We start from the raw sequence: 15,632 nt of genomic DNA, 5'->3' as shown, positions 1-15,632 counted from the left end.
TTTTGATAAAACAATGAACACAAAATATGGCAGGTACACTTAATAAAGTTATGCTTATTGGTTACTTAGGAGACAACGTTAAAACGCACTACTTTGATGGTGGAGGTTGCGTTGCTAGATTCCCTTTAGCAACCAACGAAACATATACAAACAAAAGTACAGGCGAAAAAACAACCACTACCGAGTGGCACAATATTGTTGTAAGAAACAAACTTGCAGAAATATGTGAAAAACATTTAACAAAGGGAGATAAAGTTTATTGTGAAGGAAAAATAAAATCAAGAGAATGGGAATTAGAGGGTGTTAAAAAAACAACCCATGAAATTCACGTTCAAGAAATGACTTTTTTATCGCCCAAATCAGAAAACAAAACACAAAATTCTAATTCTGAAAAACAGAATCCTAACGGAATTATTGACGATTTACCATTTTAATCTACAAAACATTGCCTGAGCCCATACACGATACCGGACTACAATTAGACACAATTATTAATTGCCTATTCACAATAGGACTATTAATAAGCTCTGCTTTAATTTCTGGATCAGAAGTTGCCTTTTTCTCACTTACCAAATCAGAACTTGATGAAATAGAAGCCTCTGGAACCAGCAATTCAAAAAAAACCATTCAACTTATCAATAGACCCAAAAGATTATTAGCTAATATTTTGGTTGCAAACAATGCTATAAACATTTTAATAGTACTACTTTTTGCCTCTTTGGGCGATGTGTTTTTTAGAAACTTAACCCTCAATTTAAACCTATATTACTTTACCCTAAACATCAGGTTTTTTATAGAGGTTATTCTAATTACATTTATTATTCTAATTTTTGGAGAAGTATTACCAAAAATTTATGCCAATAGAAATGCCAAAAGTTTTGCGCTTTTAATGAGCCCAGTATTAGTAATTATTGGAAAAATATTTGTGTTCATAAGCGGACCCTTAACAGCACTATCTAACCTTATAGAAAAACAATTAAGAAGTGGTAAAAGTAATTTTTCTGTAGATGATTTGTCTCAGGCACTAGAACTTACCAACGAGCAAGACACTACAGCAGAACAAAAAAATATTTTAGAAGGAATTGTAAATTTTGGAAACACTGAAACTGTACAAATTATGAATCCTAGAATGGATATTTGTGCCATTTCCAAACGAACAACATTTACAGAACTTTTAGAAATTATTACAGAAAAAGGATTTTCTAGAAACCCTGTATACGACAATAATATTGATGAAATTATTGGTGTAATTTATGCCAAGGATTTGCTTCCACATTTGCACAAAAAAACGTTTAACTGGCTACCTCTAGTTAGAGAACCATTTTTTATTCCAGAAAACAAAAAATTAGATGATTTATTAATCGATTTTCAAGAAAGAAAAAATCATTTAGCCATTGTTGTTGATGAATATGGTGGAACCAGCGGTTTGGTAACCTTAGAAGATGTTATTGAAGAAATTGTAGGAGATATTAGCGATGAATTTGATGACGACGACTTATCTTACTCTAAAATAGACGATAACAACTACGTTTTTGATGGAAAAATTAATCTAAAAGATTTTTGTAAAGTATTAGAACTAGATGAAGTTTTATTTGAAAAAGACAAAGGTGAATCTGAAACTTTAGCAGGATTAATTCTAGAATTATCTGGAAAATTTCCTCGTAAATTTGAAAAAGTAAACTATCAAAATTTAATTTTTACCGTAGAGGCCATTGAAAGAAAAAGGATAAAACAAATAAAGGTTGCTATTCTTTAAAAACAATTAAAAACTGCATGAAATATTTTTTAACGCTTATCTCCGTTTTTATAGCTTGCATCTCTTGCCAAAACACTCCCACTCCAAAACCAAATGCGTTTCTAAAATTAAACTACCCATCACCTAATTACAAAAATATTTCTCCCAACCTACCTTTTAATTTTCGTATTTCAAAAAACGCTGTTTTTACTATTGAAAACAGAAATTGGTCAAACATATACTACCCTAAATTAAAGGCAGAAATCAACATTACTTATCAAAAAGTAAACAACAATTTAACTCAGTTAGTGTCCGATGCAGAGAAACTTACCTACAAACACACATTAATAGCAGATCATATTGAGGTATATCCTTTTGAAAACCCCCAAAAAAAAGTATATGCTCGTTTGTTTCAAGTTTCAGGAAATGCAGCTTCCCCTATACAATTTCAAGCTACAGACTCCATCAAACATTTTATAAGCGGATCTTTGTATTTTAATACAAAACCTAATTACGATTCTATTTTACCAGCTGTGGATTATGTAAAAAAAGACATTCAAAAAATAATTGAAACTTTAACTTGGACAAATTAAGAATCAAATCTTTTTAGTCTATAAGACACAAAAAGACTGTACATTAAAACCCCAAACAACAGAGCTCCAGACAATAAGTGAATAGCTTGTGTACCAAAAGGAAAATGTATGTAATACATTAATATTCCTGTAAAGGCTTCAAAAAATAAAAAAGCTAAAATCCATTTTACTTGTTTGTAACCCAAAGCATACTTTTTATTTAACCAGAATAAAAAAGAACTTATTAAAACAATAATTATAGTAAATGATCTGTGAAAATAAAACTTAAAACTTGGATTTAACAATCGATACTCTTTTTCTCCAAAACCATACTCCTTAATTTGTTCATCAACATATTGTCTTACTTGTGTTCCTAACAAAATTTGAATTACCATCATTAACAACAGCGCAAATAAAAGCCAATGAAATGTTTGGTTGTATTTGTACACAAAAGATAAGTTTTTAGAGCTTATTAAAAATTTTGCTCTTAATAAAAGACCTATAATAAATAACCCTCCAATCATATGAATGGTTATTATGTATGGTGTTAAAAAACTATCTACAACTACCTTACCCAACCAAGCTTCAAAAAGCATACCTGCAAAAGCCAAATAAGTTAGCAAGGCCACACCTCTTGTTTTGTTTTTATCAAAAGTAACCTTCCATAAAAGCACTAAGAAAACAAAGCCAGCAAGTACAGAACTCAGCCTATTTACATACTCTGTATAAGTGTGATATACATTAAATTCTGCATACTCATGCTTTGTGTATGCTTCCCAATTTTCAAGCTTAAATGCTTTACTTGTTGTAAAGTTCTTTTTAGCTACATACAAAGCCTCATTATGAATAATAATTACTCCTTTTTTAAAACTCGTATCCGCCTTCCACTCTATCTGATCTTGAGAAGTAGGAGGAATGTAATAACCAAAACATTTTGGCCAATCTGGACACCCCATTCCAGAACCTGTCATTCTAACAACTGAACCTGCAAGGAAAATTAAATAAACAGATACAATAGCTATATTAATGGTTTTAAGGAGTGCTTTATTCATAATATTTAGTATTTGCTAACAAAATTATACAAAAAAAGCTACTCACAAGAGTAGCTTTAATTTATTCTTTATTATTTGAATTATTTCTTAGTTGCACAACAAGACTTTTTACAATTTTCTTTGTCCGCATTATTACAAACCTCTCCTTTCTTATGTTTACATGTATCTGCACAAGTTTTAGAATCGGTAGTCCCTTCTGCAACTTTACAACATGGCTTTTCACACCCAGGTTCACAAGAATGTTCTTTTGACTCTCTTCCTTTGTAAGTTTCACCATCAACCAAGCCATTAATAGTACTTATAATTTCTTCTTTTGATGTTTTATTTGAGTCATAAACAAAAACTCCTTTTTTATCTTCAAAACTTACTTTAGACTCTGTTACCCCATCTATTTTAGAAACTTTAGATTCTATAATTTTAGCACAACCTATTTCACAAGTCATTCCCTCTATATCAATACTTGTTGTTAACAATTTAGCTGGTAAATTTACAGCCTCTGGAATATTTTTCTTTTCAGACGATGGTTTGCATCCAACAATATTGACAGTTAGAAATACAGCAAATAAAACCTTTAAAACTCTCATAACTTATTCTTTAAATTTCACTTCAAATGTACAAAAGAAATACTACAAAACTAAACTTGGTTCATTGAGTAAAATCAACTTTTCATTCTCTTAAGAGGGAGTTCATTTAGTTTTCAACAAGTTTAAAACAAAAAAGAAACACACTAATCACATTAGTATCAAGCAAATAAATAATCAAAAAAACTTTTTACAGTTTAGAATTGTTGAAAAATAATATGTATATTTGCATCCATTTTATTAACAAGCATTTTAAATTATTTAAGTATGTACGCAATTGTAGAGATAGCAGGGCAGCAGTTTAAAGTAGCGCAAGACCAAAAAGTATACGTGCACCGTTTACAAAACGAAGAAGGAGATTCTGTTTCTTTTGACAACGTTTTATTAGTAGACAACAATGGTGATGTTACTATTGGCGCCCCAGCTATAGAAGGAGCTTCAGTGAAAGCTAAAGTTTTAGGTCACTTAAAAGGTGATAAGGTAATCGTTTTCAAAAAGAAAAGAAGAAAGGGTTACAAAAAGAAAAATGGACACCGTCAATATTTAACGGAAATTCAAATTGAAGCAATTAACGCTTAATCTGAAACTGTCTAATTTAAATTAATAAAGAAAAATAACCTTAAAAACACAATATTATGGCTCATAAGAAAGGTGTCGGAAGTTCGAAAAACGGTAGAGAATCAGAATCGAAACGATTAGGTGTAAAGATTTTTGGTGGACAAGCTGCTTTGGCTGGAAACATTTTAGTACGTCAAAGAGGTACTACTCACAATCCAGGTGAAAACGTTTACATGGGAAAAGATCATACTTTACACGCAAAAGTTGATGGAATTGTTGAATTCCAAAAGAAAAGAAACAACAAATCTTATGTTTCTATTATTCCTGTTGAGGCTTAATAAAAACAAAGATTATCTTATAAAAAAGGCAAATTCAGTAACTGAATTTGCCTTTTTTATTATATATCATTTTTAAGCAAAAAAAGTCTAGCTAAAATATACTTAGCTAGACTTTTTAATTGATACAATCTTTATATTTAAGCTTCTAAAGCTGCAATACCTGGTAATGTTTTACCTTCCATGTATTCTAACAAGGCTCCTCCTCCGGTAGATACATAAGAAACATCATCTCCAAACCCAAGGTTATTGATTGCTGCTGCAGAATCTCCTCCTCCAATTAAAGAAAAAGCTCCATTTTCTGTAGCTGCTTTTACTGCTTTAGCTACCTCAATAGTTCCTGTTGCGTATAATGGAATTTCTGAAACCCCCATTGGTCCGTTCCAAATTACAGTTTTAGAGTCTTTAATAATACTAGAAAACAACTCTATTGTTTGAGGTCCTATATCAAATCCTTCCCAGTCATCTGGAATTTGTCCTCTTAATACTACTTGTGTATTTGCAGTATTAGAAAAATCATCTCCTAATAAATTGTCTATTGGAAAAATTAATTTAACCCCTTTTGCTTTTGCTTTCTCTTCTAATTCTAAAACATAATCTAACAAATCATCTTGACAAAGAGACTTACCAATGCTACCTCCTTCTGCTTTTGCAAAAGTATAAGACATTCCTCCTCCAATAATAATATTATCTGCTACATCTAATAATTTTTCAATTATTAAAATTTTATCAGAAACTTTAGCACCACCCATAATTGCTGTAACAGGTTTTACTCCCCCTTTTAATACTTTATCGGCGTTTACTAATTCTGCTTCAATTACAAAACCAGCTAATTTTTCTTGAAAAAACTGAGCTACAATTGTGGTAGAAGCATGTGCTCTATGAGCTGTACCGAAAGCATCGTTTACATAAACATCTCCTAATTTTGATAATTGTTCTGAGAACGCTAAATCCCCTTTCGTTTCTTCTGCAAAGAAACGTAGGTTTTCTAATAACAATACTTGTCCTGGTTCTAAAGCTGCAACTGCTGCTTCTGCTTCTGCACCAACTGTTGCTGGTACAAATTTTACTTCTACTCCTAAAATTTCTGAAGCAGTTTTAACAATATGCTTTAAAGAAAACTGGTCTTCTACCCCTTTTGGACGTCCTAAGTGAGACATTAAAACAGCCGAACCACCGTCTTCTAATATTTTAATGATTGTTGGCTTTGCTGCCTTTAATCTTGTTGTGTCTGTTACGTTAAAATCTGCATCTAACGGAACGTTAAAGTCTACTCTTACTAAGGCTTTTTTACCTTGAAAATTAAAATCTTTGATTGTTTTCATATTGTCAAATCTAAGTTGATTGATTACAAATATAACACTTGTGTGTATTTATAAATTAGTTAATAAATAAATTAACTAAAACGTTATAATAGTGTTTGAACGGAATGATTTACCTTGGACCATAATTTAATGTAATTTCTACAACTCCGTTCCCCCCTCTCATTCCCCAATGAGAGGCTTGAGTGCCTAAATGTATTTTTACATCTTTTACTTGCATAGGAGTAACTCCTGAAACATCATTAACCACATAACCATCAACAACCAACAGTGCATGTATGTCTGCAAACAAAGAATTTTCTCCTCTTGCGTTTAATAGAATTTGAGTCGTTCCTTCTAACTCCATTAATTTGGCTCCTGGGTATTTGTATTGTATAATATCGAATATAGATGGTAAAGTTTCTAAAACATTGTTTTGAGCTCTTTTATGTTCTAAGGCGTGAGCTAGTATATTTTTGATTACATGTTTAGATTCGGTTGCCTTTAAAAACGATTCTTTGCTATTTTCATCGTAGTAAAGATTTACTTCTACAGGCTGATTAATTGTTTTGTCTATTTTTAGTTTTTCTTTAAAAAAACCATCAGCATAAAAATGTAAATAATCTTTCTCTTTGCATTCTATACTAAACCTTCCTAAACTATCTGTATAAACTACTTTATTTGATCTGCTTGCCTTTATTTTTACCTTATTTAAAGGATATTCTTTAAATGTAATTACGCTTCCTTTTACATATTTTTGACCAAAGAAAGGAAGCGTAAAAAAGAACAAAAAACACACTAAACACCTGTTTTTCATAATATTAGTTTTTATAAAATTACAAAAAACTTTTTTGAACTTATTTCTAAACCAGAAAAGTCTATATAATCAATTTTATTCATGTTATGAATAATAGGAAAGCAGTATATTTGAGCATGCTTTTTAACAAAATTATTGGACAAAAACACATAGTAAACCATTTAAAAACTACAGCAGACAATGGTAGAATTGCTCATGCACAACTTTTTGTTGGTAAAGAGGGGGTAGGAACCTTAGCCACTGCTATAGCATATGCGGAGTATATATTATGTAAAACCAATGAAGCTTGTAGCTTAAAGGTAGAAAAACTACAACATCCTGATTTGCATTTTTCTTTTCCAACAGCCGTTAACGATAAGGTTAAAAAACATCCGGTAAGTAAATTGTTTTTAGAAGACTGGAGAGCCTTTGTAAACAAACATCCTTATGGTAGTTTATTTCAATGGTATCAACATTTGGGAATTGAAAACAAACAAGGACAAATTGGGGTTGATGAAGCAGAGGAAATCGTAAAATCATTAAAATTAAAACCATACGAAGGAGGTTATAAAATTATGATTATTTGGATGGCCGAAAAAATGCACAATGCTGCTGCTAATAAATTGTTAAAATTAATAGAAGAACCTCCTGCAAAAACCATTTTTATATTGGTGGCAGAACAAAAGGAATTATTAATAAACACAATTCTTTCTCGTTGCCAAGTGTTAGAATTCCCTTTGTTAAGTGATGAACACATAGCCGAAGCATTAATTGAGCGTGAGAACTCTTTTCCTGCAGAGGCACAAAAAATAGCTCATAGAGCAGAAGGTAATTATAAAAAAGCTTTAGATCTTCTTAAAAAAGAAGGAGATGACCTTGAATATGAACAATTATTTATAACCTGGGTAAGAGCTGCTTTTAAAGCAAAAGGAAACGCTAGTGTTATTCAAGACTTAATTGCTTGGTCTGACACTATTGGTGCCATGGGTAGAGAAAAACAAAAACAATTCTTAAATTTTTGTTTGCAGTTTTTTAGACAAGCTTTATTGTTTAATTATGGAGCTAAAGAATTGGTTTTTATGCAACCACAAACAAGCGGTTTTAGTATTGATAAATTTGCTCCTTTTATTCACGGCGGTAACATAGAATCTATAAACAGAGAATTAAATGATGCCATTTATCATATTGAACGAAATGGAAATGCAAAATTAATATTGTTAGATACCTCTATAAAACTAACCAGATTACTACACACCAAAGAGCAATTGTTATAATTAAAAAAAACTTAACACATTAATTATTAAGCATCAATTAATATAATACTTACATTTGTAATGTTTTTTAAACACTAAACTAACCAAACAAATGTTCGCTAATAAAAAGTGTCCTTCTTGTGGCTCTAAAAGGAGATATAAAAGCAGAAGAAGAAAAGCATATCATTCTTTAATTATGGTCTCTGTTTACAAATGTGCTAGTTGTAACGAAAAATACTTATTCTCCAAAATAGTTAACAAATCTTTTATTCTCTCTAATAAACGATAACTTATTTTAAAGGATGTTTCCCAAACCTTTTTTCGTATTTTTTTACAAAATAAGATGTGTGTAAATACCCCACCTCTGCAGAAAGTTCTTTTAATGTTATATCCAACCTACGCTCTATAATTTCTCTTGCTTTTTGCAACTTAACCTCTATAATAAACCCGTTAGGAGTTAAACCTGTTTCCATTTTAACTTTTCTGTAAAAAGAACTTTTTGATAAATGAAACTGCTCCGATATTTCCTCTTGATTTAACTTAGGGTTAGACACGTTTTTTAATATGTATGTTTTTAACTCCTTTACCCAGACACTATTTTCTTGAAGTTCTGATGTTGAAATTTTTTCTTTCTCTAAAAACTGTTTCTTTTTTTTATGTTGCTTTAATATATTTTCTACTCTTATTAAAAACTCCTCTTTTTCAAAAGGCTTGTTTAAATAGTCTGTAACTCCTAATTTTAAAATTTCTATTTTACTATTCTGATCTACTCTAGCAGTTAGCATTAAAACAGGTATTGATGAAAATGATGTTTTTATATTTTTAAGCAACTCTAAACCATCCATTTTTGGCATCATATAATCACTTATAATTATATCAAACAAAACAGTTGTGTTTCTTAAAACTTTTAAGGCTTCTACCCCATTAGAAACCTCTATACAATTGTAATCTTTTAATAATTCTTTTAAATAATTTCTTAAATCATAAGAATCATCTACAATTAAAACTGTATGTTTTTGGTTCTCACAAATCTTTTCTATGTTTTTATTTTTAGTGGGTATATTTAAAGCAGTATTAGTTGGTAAAGAATTTGTTACTGTATTGATATCTGGTAAAAATTGCAATTCTATTTTAGTTCCTTTAGATGGTTTACTACTTAATAAAAACAAAGCCTGATGTAATTCTATAATTTCTTTGCTAAAAGACAAACCAACTCCACTACCTCCACTTCTATTAATGTCGTTTTTCACCTGATAAAACCTTTTAAAAACTTTACCTATGTGTTTTTTAGAAATCCCAATACCGTTATCTATCAGCTCCAATACAACTTTATTATTTTTAACCAACAAACGAATGGTTACCATTCCGTTTACATCAGTATACTTATAAGCATTTAACACCAAATTATTCAGTGCTCTTTCTAAATAAACCTCATCTGCTTTAATACTGCAATATTCTAGTGATGAAATAAATTTAAACTGAATTTTTTTCTGATCAAACAAAGGTTGAAATGACACAAATACTTTTGTAACCAAATCTTTCAAATCAATGGTTTTTAAATTTAATTTAAAAGATGTGTTGTCCATTTTAGAAAGATCAATAACATCATCTACTATATTTTTAATCTTATTTATTTGATGATGTAGGTTTTGCTCTATAGCATGAGCCGAGGGTATGTTTTGCAACTTATCTGTTTCTCCTTTTAACAACGTTAAAGGAGTTCTTATTTCGTGAGAAATATTAATAAAAAACTGAGATTGAAATTTATTTAGCTCCTCTAATTCCTTTGTTTTAGTAGCCAATAATTGTTCGTTTTTTAAATTATTTGTTTTAAAAAAGTAAACCAAAAGAAAACTAATTATAAAAAATATAAATGCTGAAAAAGGATCTTGATAAGCTCCCTCAGGATATATATGTAACAATTCATTAGGGACTATAAAAGCAAGATATGCAACAAAAAAACTTATATACGTTATTGTTTTTTTATCTGTTAAAACCAATATCAAACAAGGAACAAACATATAATTATACTCTGCATATGTTCTAGGTGCTATAAAGTTTGTAAACAACAAAATAGTACAAATTACAGAAGTTAAAAACACTACAAGTGCCCAATTGTATTTTTTTATATATAAGAAAAAAACAACCCCAAAAATAGCTATTAAATTAAACACATGCCCCTTAACAACCAACTCCGGATTGTTTTGATTGAAAGATAAGGGTATAGAAATTAAAGCCTCAAGCATCCAAACAGAACAAAAAAGCAACAATAGGTTTACTCTTTTTAAAGTGCTTTTAGACATTTTATCATGTATAAAAAATCTATTTATACGAATTATTTTATCAATCATACCTATACTATTAAGGATTACAAAAACTTAAAACATACTATGATTTCTATTTCACTTAATTTTTTGACCAATTTATGATTAAAATTGACCAAATAATGATTTTTATATGTGATTTATTTGCAATTGTAATTGGTTAGGTAAATTATCTGACTTTTTATATAACTTAATTATGTTGTAAAACCTATCGGGTTTTAAGTAAAGGGAATACCTTAAGTCCTACGCAAAATATAGGGGTATATTAAAAATGCGTAGGACTCTTTTTTTACATACTTAGTCTAAACATAATATTAGGAACAAATCCCATAGAAAATCTATTCGTTTCTACTAAAACTTGTTGTTCTTCTCTATTTACTCCTCTGTTGTTTATAACAGTTTGTATTTTGTAATCTTTATTTAGTATGTTTTTTTGATTAAATATATTTTGCAAAGTAAAACTTACGGTTCCTTTGTATTTTGTTTTTTGACCAACATAAAACTTATAAGCCATTGAAAAATCTACTCTTTGGTAATTTGGTAACCTTTCTGTATTTAAATCATCAAAATTTATTCTAATTCCAGTTCCTTGCTTATTTTCTACAGCTGTTTTTACCGTATACGGAATTCCAGACCTAAACCTCCAACCCAAAGAATATTCTATATTTTTATGTGTATAGCCATGAGACCAAATAAAATGATGAGGCATATCATAAGAGCCATCAAATTTTTTAGAATTGTTTAACCCTTTAAATAAATATTTGCTTTTAGACAGCGTATAGCTTACCCAAGTATTGTATTTGCTCCACTGTTTTCTTAATAAAAAATCGAACCCGTGTACCGTGTTTGTTCCGTTAAAATATTTTTTTGATTTTATATTTTCATCAATCAACAACAAAACACCCTTTGTTTTTTTCTGATACAATTCTACGTCAATTGTCCATTTGTTTTTTTGATAATCAAAACCAATACTTGTTTGATTACTTTTTAAAACCGGAAATTCAACTCCATTAGAAAGTGTCCAAAAACGATCAAAAAGTCCTCCCAAATCATCATTTCTAAAATCTACTACTTGACTTATTGATTGATGTTTTAATTCTGTAGAAAAACTCATACGTGTGTTTTTGTTTACTTTATAGCTTGCATTTAACCTAGGTTCTAAGTAGCTCTTTTCTGCATTGTAAAATTTTTGCCACCTAAGTCCCAAATTTAACAACCATTTTTTATGATTTAAATATTGATATTCTGTAAAAAAAGCAATGTTATTTCCACTATTATCAATCACATCATTTATTCTATTGTTTTGATTAAATCTATAAAACAGATAATTTACTTGGTATTTCTGAAATTGATAACCTAACTGCCAATTGTTTTTTTTAATGGTATTGTGTTCAAAAACATATTCTAAACTTTGTTCTGTAACCGTATTTTCTTTCCCATAAATTGCATTTTGATGCTCTCCATTTCTCAATTCTCGATCTCTAGATCCGTCATAATCTTTTCTAAAATTGGTTGTAGAATAACCTATTTTATGAAGTCCATTTTTTTGCAAATCCCCTTCCCAATCTATTTTAAACCCTTGATTTTTAACAAGCACATCATCTTTAAAGTTTTCATTAATATTGGGAGTGGTTCCCGTAAACGTTAAATAATTTTGATTGTACAAATACCTTAAAGAAATTTTGCTATGACTAGCAGGCTGAATCATTATTTTTGTATGGTAATCTTCATAAAAAAAATGGTTCTTGGCATTGGTAATTCTTAGACTTTCATCGTCTAACCCTTCTGCTATTTTACTATTTTGAAATACTGCTTCGGAATATTTTTGATAAGTAATGCTATTCAAAAAATCGGTTAAAGACCGTCTTGCTGAAAAAACCAACCCTACTTTGTTATTTTTAAATAAGGGTGTTTTTAAATACAAATCGGCATGAGTTAATAAAACTCCTAAGCCAATGGTTATTTTCTCTGGAATTTTATCGGTTACGCTTATATCTAACACACCTCCTACAACATTTCCGTACTTAGCGTGTGTGCCAGATCTATACACTTTTACTTGATTAATTATGTAAGGGTTAAAAACAGAAATTAATCCAAAAAAATGAGAAAAATGATACATTTTCATACCGTCAAAAAGCACTAAATTTTGGTCTGGAGTACTCCCTCTTATGTGAATTCCAGATGCTGTTTCATTAGGACTATGCAAGCCTGGTATTAGTTGTAATGATTGTAAAACATCGGGCTCTATAACTCCTGGTAAAATTCCTGTTTTTTTACAGTCAAAAGCAATGCTACCATCTTTATTTTTAGAAATTCCTTTGGTTAAATATTCTCTTATTACAACTTCATTTAAATAGTTAATTTCTTCTTCTAAAGCAATGGTATTACAGTGTTTGGTAAACGTAGAAACTGCTATGGTTTTGGTTTGATAACCTACAGAACTCAACGTAATAAACTCATCAGTAAAAGCTTCTATACGAAAATATCCTTTGGAATTGGTACTGCTATTTTGTTGCCTACTATAAACGTTTACAAACGGTAATTCTTGCTTGTTTTTTGAACTTACAACAGTTCCACAAATCTCTTTTTTTTGTGCATTAAAAAAACGGACTACATAATTTTTTGAATCTATTTTTTCAAAAACCAATTGTGTTTGTTTAGATAAACTCATCAACACCTCATCAATAGATTTTTGTTTGTTAACCGTAACTTTTTTAAAATTTTCTACAGTAGTATTGTTGTAAGAAAACACCACTTGATGTTTTTCTGAAAGTTGATTTAATGCTTTTTTTAAACTTATTTTTTCTTGTGAAAAAACAACTACAGTAATTAAAAAAAAGCACCAAAAAACGTTTTTCATTCTAATTTTTAAAAGTTACTTTATCTTCATGAATCTCATAGCTAATATTCATAGACTTAGAAATAATTTGCACTGCCTTTTCTAAATTGTTTGTTACAATTGTACCAGAATAGGTGTTTGATAAATTTACATTTTTATTCTGAACTTTTATCTTATATACGTTTTCCAAGTCTTTAAAAACAACTCGTAAAGGAATTCCGTTATATTGGTAATTTTGCACCAACCAACTAGGTTTTGTTTTTAAGGTATTGTATTTTTTAGAAATTTTGTCACTAATTTTTATTCCTTTTCCTGGTGTTAATAACAGCTCCGTTGTTTTGCTTTTTACCTTTACTTTACCTTCGTAACACTCAACAGCTAAAAAGTTTTTTACAGTTTGCACGTTAAACTCTGTTCCTACCACTGTAATTATTCCTTCTTTTGTTAAAACAGAAAAAGTACTTCCTTTGGTTACTTTAAAATATGCTTCCCCATCTAACTCTATCGTTCTTTGACCTTTTTCCCATTTCTTTTTATTAAAATGTATGTGTGAATTCCCATTTAACTCAACCGCAGATCCATCTGGCAACACTGCAGCAATTTGTTCTCCGGTAGCACTGCTAAAGGTGGTTGTAGAAAAGAAAAAAGAAATTCCTAAAACAATGGTTACACATGCTGCTAAAGCACACCATCCAAAAACTTTTAATTTTTTAACCCTTCCTTTTTGCTGTTCTAATTTAGCTTGAATTTGTTTTAACACCTTAGATTCATCAAACGTAGGCGATTTAAATTGTTTACTTTTTTCTGCTATTTTAGAATACAACTCATAATCATCAGACTTTTTAAAATCAGACAATTCTTTGTCGGTTAACTCATTATTTAACCATTTGGCCAAAAAAGTATCTTTTGTAAAGTTGTTTTGCTTCATAATTGTCCCCTTTATATCTATAACCAATTACTTATTATATACCCTACTTTAAATAACCTTAAATTTTTTTACCAATACTTTTTCTAAGCTTAACTAAAGCTCCGTGCATTCTTTTTTCTACCGCTTTTACAGATATGGTTAGCATTTCTGCAATTTCTTTATAAGTGGCATCTTCAATTCTATTTAGTAAAAAAACTTCTCGTTCACCAGGTGTTAATTCTTCTAACGCATGCTGAAGCTTGTCCATAAACTCTTTTTCTTCTAAAACAAAATCTGGAGATTCCATATTAGAACGCTCTTTGTTTACACTCACTTCATATTTTAATTTTACTTTAAAATGAGCTACTTCATTTAAAAATTGATTATTGGCTATGGTATATAAATAAGATTTTACTTTCTGATAAACAACCTTAGAACAATTGTTCCATAATTTAATAAAAGCTTCTTGCACCAAATCTTCTGCTCTATCGCAATCTCCACATCTGTAATACATAAAACTGTATAGAGATTTACTATACTTTTTATATAGAGATTCGTACGTTTTAGCCTCACAAACAGAAGGTTCTTTTGACATAATTTGTAGTTATATTCTCAAAAATACAATTATTTATTTTTAACCTAAATGCCTTTCCTAATACATTTCTTTAAAAAAAATCAAAAAAAAAGTAGGGTAATTTAAAACAATACTGTTTAAATTATATAACCCAAAAAAATTATATCATGAAATTTACAAGAACCATTTTAGGAATTATTACATCCTCTGTCTTATTAATAAGCTGTAACAACAATTCCGATATTGAAAATGAATCTACATCTGTTTCTCAATTAAATGATGAACTTACACAAAACGACATTACATCTATTGTAGATGATTTAAGTATCAATTACCCTATTACTGCTATAAATACAGACAACACAAACGAAACAATTACTTCGGATGAAGAGCTAGAGGCCTACGGTCAAAAATCTAACAGACCCCAAATTGATTTTCCAATAGAAATTACTGTAAACGGAGAAGTTACTACCCTAAACACCGTAAAAGAACTAAGAGCATTAATAATTATTAGAAAACATAAAAGACCTGGCTTAAAATTGGTTTTTCCTGTAACAGTTATCAATGCTGATGACACCACTACTGAAATAGCAGACAAAGAAGCTATGAAAGCATATGTAGAAACTTTAGAAAACGGAACAAAGCCAACTTTTCAATTTCCTATTTCTATAACAGACAAAAACAATAATATTATTGAATTTGCTACACAAACCGAATTAACTACCTATTTAGAAACTAACAAACCTCAAAAAAAGTAATCGTTTCAATCCCCTAAACTCAATAACCTCTGTAACAAACCCCATAC

Annotated in this window: 15 protein-coding genes; 7 read left to right on the top strand and 8 right to left on the bottom strand. The window is 29.7% G+C overall.

Annotated elements, in window-relative coordinates; translation table 11 throughout:
• The first annotated feature begins 26 nt into the window (after positions 1 to 26).
• The 3 genes from ACY2IJ_RS10210 to gldD are packed head-to-tail and all read left to right on the top strand — an operon-like array spanning position 27 to position 2,328.
• Positions 27 to 434: a single-stranded DNA-binding protein gene (locus ACY2IJ_RS10210; protein ID WP_476724264.1), complete on the top strand. Its 408-nt coding sequence runs from the start codon at positions 27 to 29 to the stop codon at positions 432 to 434.
• Between the two features lie 11 nt (positions 435 to 445).
• A complete protein-coding gene (gene gldE / locus ACY2IJ_RS10205) occupies positions 446 to 1,756 on the top strand; it encodes a gliding motility-associated protein GldE (protein WP_476724263.1) in 1,311 nt (436 codons plus the stop codon).
• Between the two features lie 17 nt (positions 1,757 to 1,773).
• Complete coding sequence (gene gldD / locus ACY2IJ_RS10200; protein ID WP_476724262.1) at positions 1,774 to 2,328, top strand: gliding motility lipoprotein GldD; 555 nt, start codon at positions 1,774 to 1,776, stop codon at positions 2,326 to 2,328.
• On the opposite strand, the gene ACY2IJ_RS10195 is transcribed toward gldD, so the two are convergent.
• On the bottom strand, positions 2,325 to 3,359 hold the full coding sequence (locus ACY2IJ_RS10195; RefSeq protein WP_476724261.1) for a COX15/CtaA family protein: 1,035 nt from the start codon (positions 3,357 to 3,359) through the stop codon (positions 2,325 to 2,327). The two genes, gldD and ACY2IJ_RS10195, sit on opposite strands and share 4 nt — an antisense overlap.
• Positions 3,360 to 3,439: 80 nt before the next feature.
• A complete protein-coding gene (locus tag ACY2IJ_RS10190; protein WP_476724260.1) occupies positions 3,440 to 3,943 on the bottom strand; it encodes a heavy-metal-associated domain-containing protein in 504 nt (167 codons plus the stop codon).
• A gap of 264 nt (positions 3,944 to 4,207) precedes the next feature.
• On the opposite strand from ACY2IJ_RS10190, the gene rplU reads away from it, so the two are divergent.
• Both rplU and rpmA read left to right on the top strand, forming a co-directional pair.
• The gene (gene rplU, locus ACY2IJ_RS10185) at positions 4,208 to 4,519 is read left to right on the top strand and encodes a 50S ribosomal protein L21 (protein WP_073118151.1); all 312 of its coding nucleotides are present in this window, start codon (positions 4,208 to 4,210) and stop codon (positions 4,517 to 4,519) included.
• A 56-nt stretch (positions 4,520 to 4,575) separates the two neighbouring features.
• A complete protein-coding gene (gene rpmA / locus ACY2IJ_RS10180; protein ID WP_073118150.1) occupies positions 4,576 to 4,836 on the top strand; it encodes a 50S ribosomal protein L27 in 261 nt (86 codons plus the stop codon).
• Between the two features lie 137 nt (positions 4,837 to 4,973).
• On the opposite strand, the gene ACY2IJ_RS10175 is transcribed toward rpmA, so the two are convergent.
• Together ACY2IJ_RS10175 and ACY2IJ_RS10170 are read right to left on the bottom strand one after the other, a co-directional pair.
• Positions 4,974 to 6,158 carry a phosphoglycerate kinase gene (locus ACY2IJ_RS10175; protein WP_476724259.1) on the bottom strand — a complete coding sequence of 395 codons (1,185 nt, stop codon included), beginning with the start codon at positions 6,156 to 6,158 and terminating at the stop codon, positions 4,974 to 4,976.
• Positions 6,159 to 6,267: 109 nt separating this feature from the next.
• On the bottom strand, positions 6,268 to 6,951 hold the full coding sequence (locus ACY2IJ_RS10170; RefSeq protein WP_476724258.1) for a hypothetical protein: 684 nt from the start codon (positions 6,949 to 6,951) through the stop codon (positions 6,268 to 6,270).
• 116 nt (positions 6,952 to 7,067) lie between these two features.
• On the opposite strand from ACY2IJ_RS10170, the gene ACY2IJ_RS10165 reads away from it, so the two are divergent.
• Positions 7,068 to 8,204, top strand: coding sequence for a DNA polymerase III subunit (locus ACY2IJ_RS10165; protein ID WP_476726554.1), 1,137 nt, complete (start codon positions 7,068 to 7,070; stop codon positions 8,202 to 8,204).
• Positions 8,205 to 8,473: 269 nt separating this feature from the next.
• Here the strand turns inward: ACY2IJ_RS10165 and ACY2IJ_RS10160 are convergent, their stop codons facing one another.
• From ACY2IJ_RS10160 to ACY2IJ_RS10145, 4 genes are all read right to left on the bottom strand, one after another.
• Positions 8,474 to 10,534: a hybrid sensor histidine kinase/response regulator transcription factor gene (locus tag ACY2IJ_RS10160; protein ID WP_476724257.1), complete on the bottom strand. Its 2,061-nt coding sequence runs from the start codon at positions 10,532 to 10,534 to the stop codon at positions 8,474 to 8,476.
• 262 nt (positions 10,535 to 10,796) lie between these two features.
• A complete protein-coding gene (locus ACY2IJ_RS10155; RefSeq protein ID WP_476724256.1) occupies positions 10,797 to 13,367 on the bottom strand; it encodes a TonB-dependent receptor in 2,571 nt (856 codons plus the stop codon).
• Between the two features lies 1 nt (position 13,368).
• Complete coding sequence (locus tag ACY2IJ_RS10150) at positions 13,369 to 14,274, bottom strand: FecR family protein (RefSeq protein WP_476724255.1); 906 nt, start codon at positions 14,272 to 14,274, stop codon at positions 13,369 to 13,371.
• 58 nt (positions 14,275 to 14,332) lie between these two features.
• Positions 14,333 to 14,848 carry an RNA polymerase sigma factor gene (locus tag ACY2IJ_RS10145; RefSeq protein ID WP_476724254.1) on the bottom strand — a complete coding sequence of 172 codons (516 nt, stop codon included), beginning with the start codon at positions 14,846 to 14,848 and terminating at the stop codon, positions 14,333 to 14,335.
• A 146-nt stretch (positions 14,849 to 14,994) separates the two neighbouring features.
• Here ACY2IJ_RS10145 and ACY2IJ_RS10140 point away from each other — a divergent pair, with 146 nt between their 5' ends.
• On the top strand, positions 14,995 to 15,585 hold the full coding sequence (locus ACY2IJ_RS10140; RefSeq protein WP_476724253.1) for a hypothetical protein: 591 nt from the start codon (positions 14,995 to 14,997) through the stop codon (positions 15,583 to 15,585).
• The last annotated feature ends 47 nt before the right edge of the window (positions 15,586 to 15,632 follow it).

The sequence above is a fragment of the Wenyingzhuangia gracilariae genome, from assembly GCF_056387575.1.
Note: the sequence above shows the minus strand (reverse complement) of the source record. Positions and strands in the feature narration are given on the sequence as shown.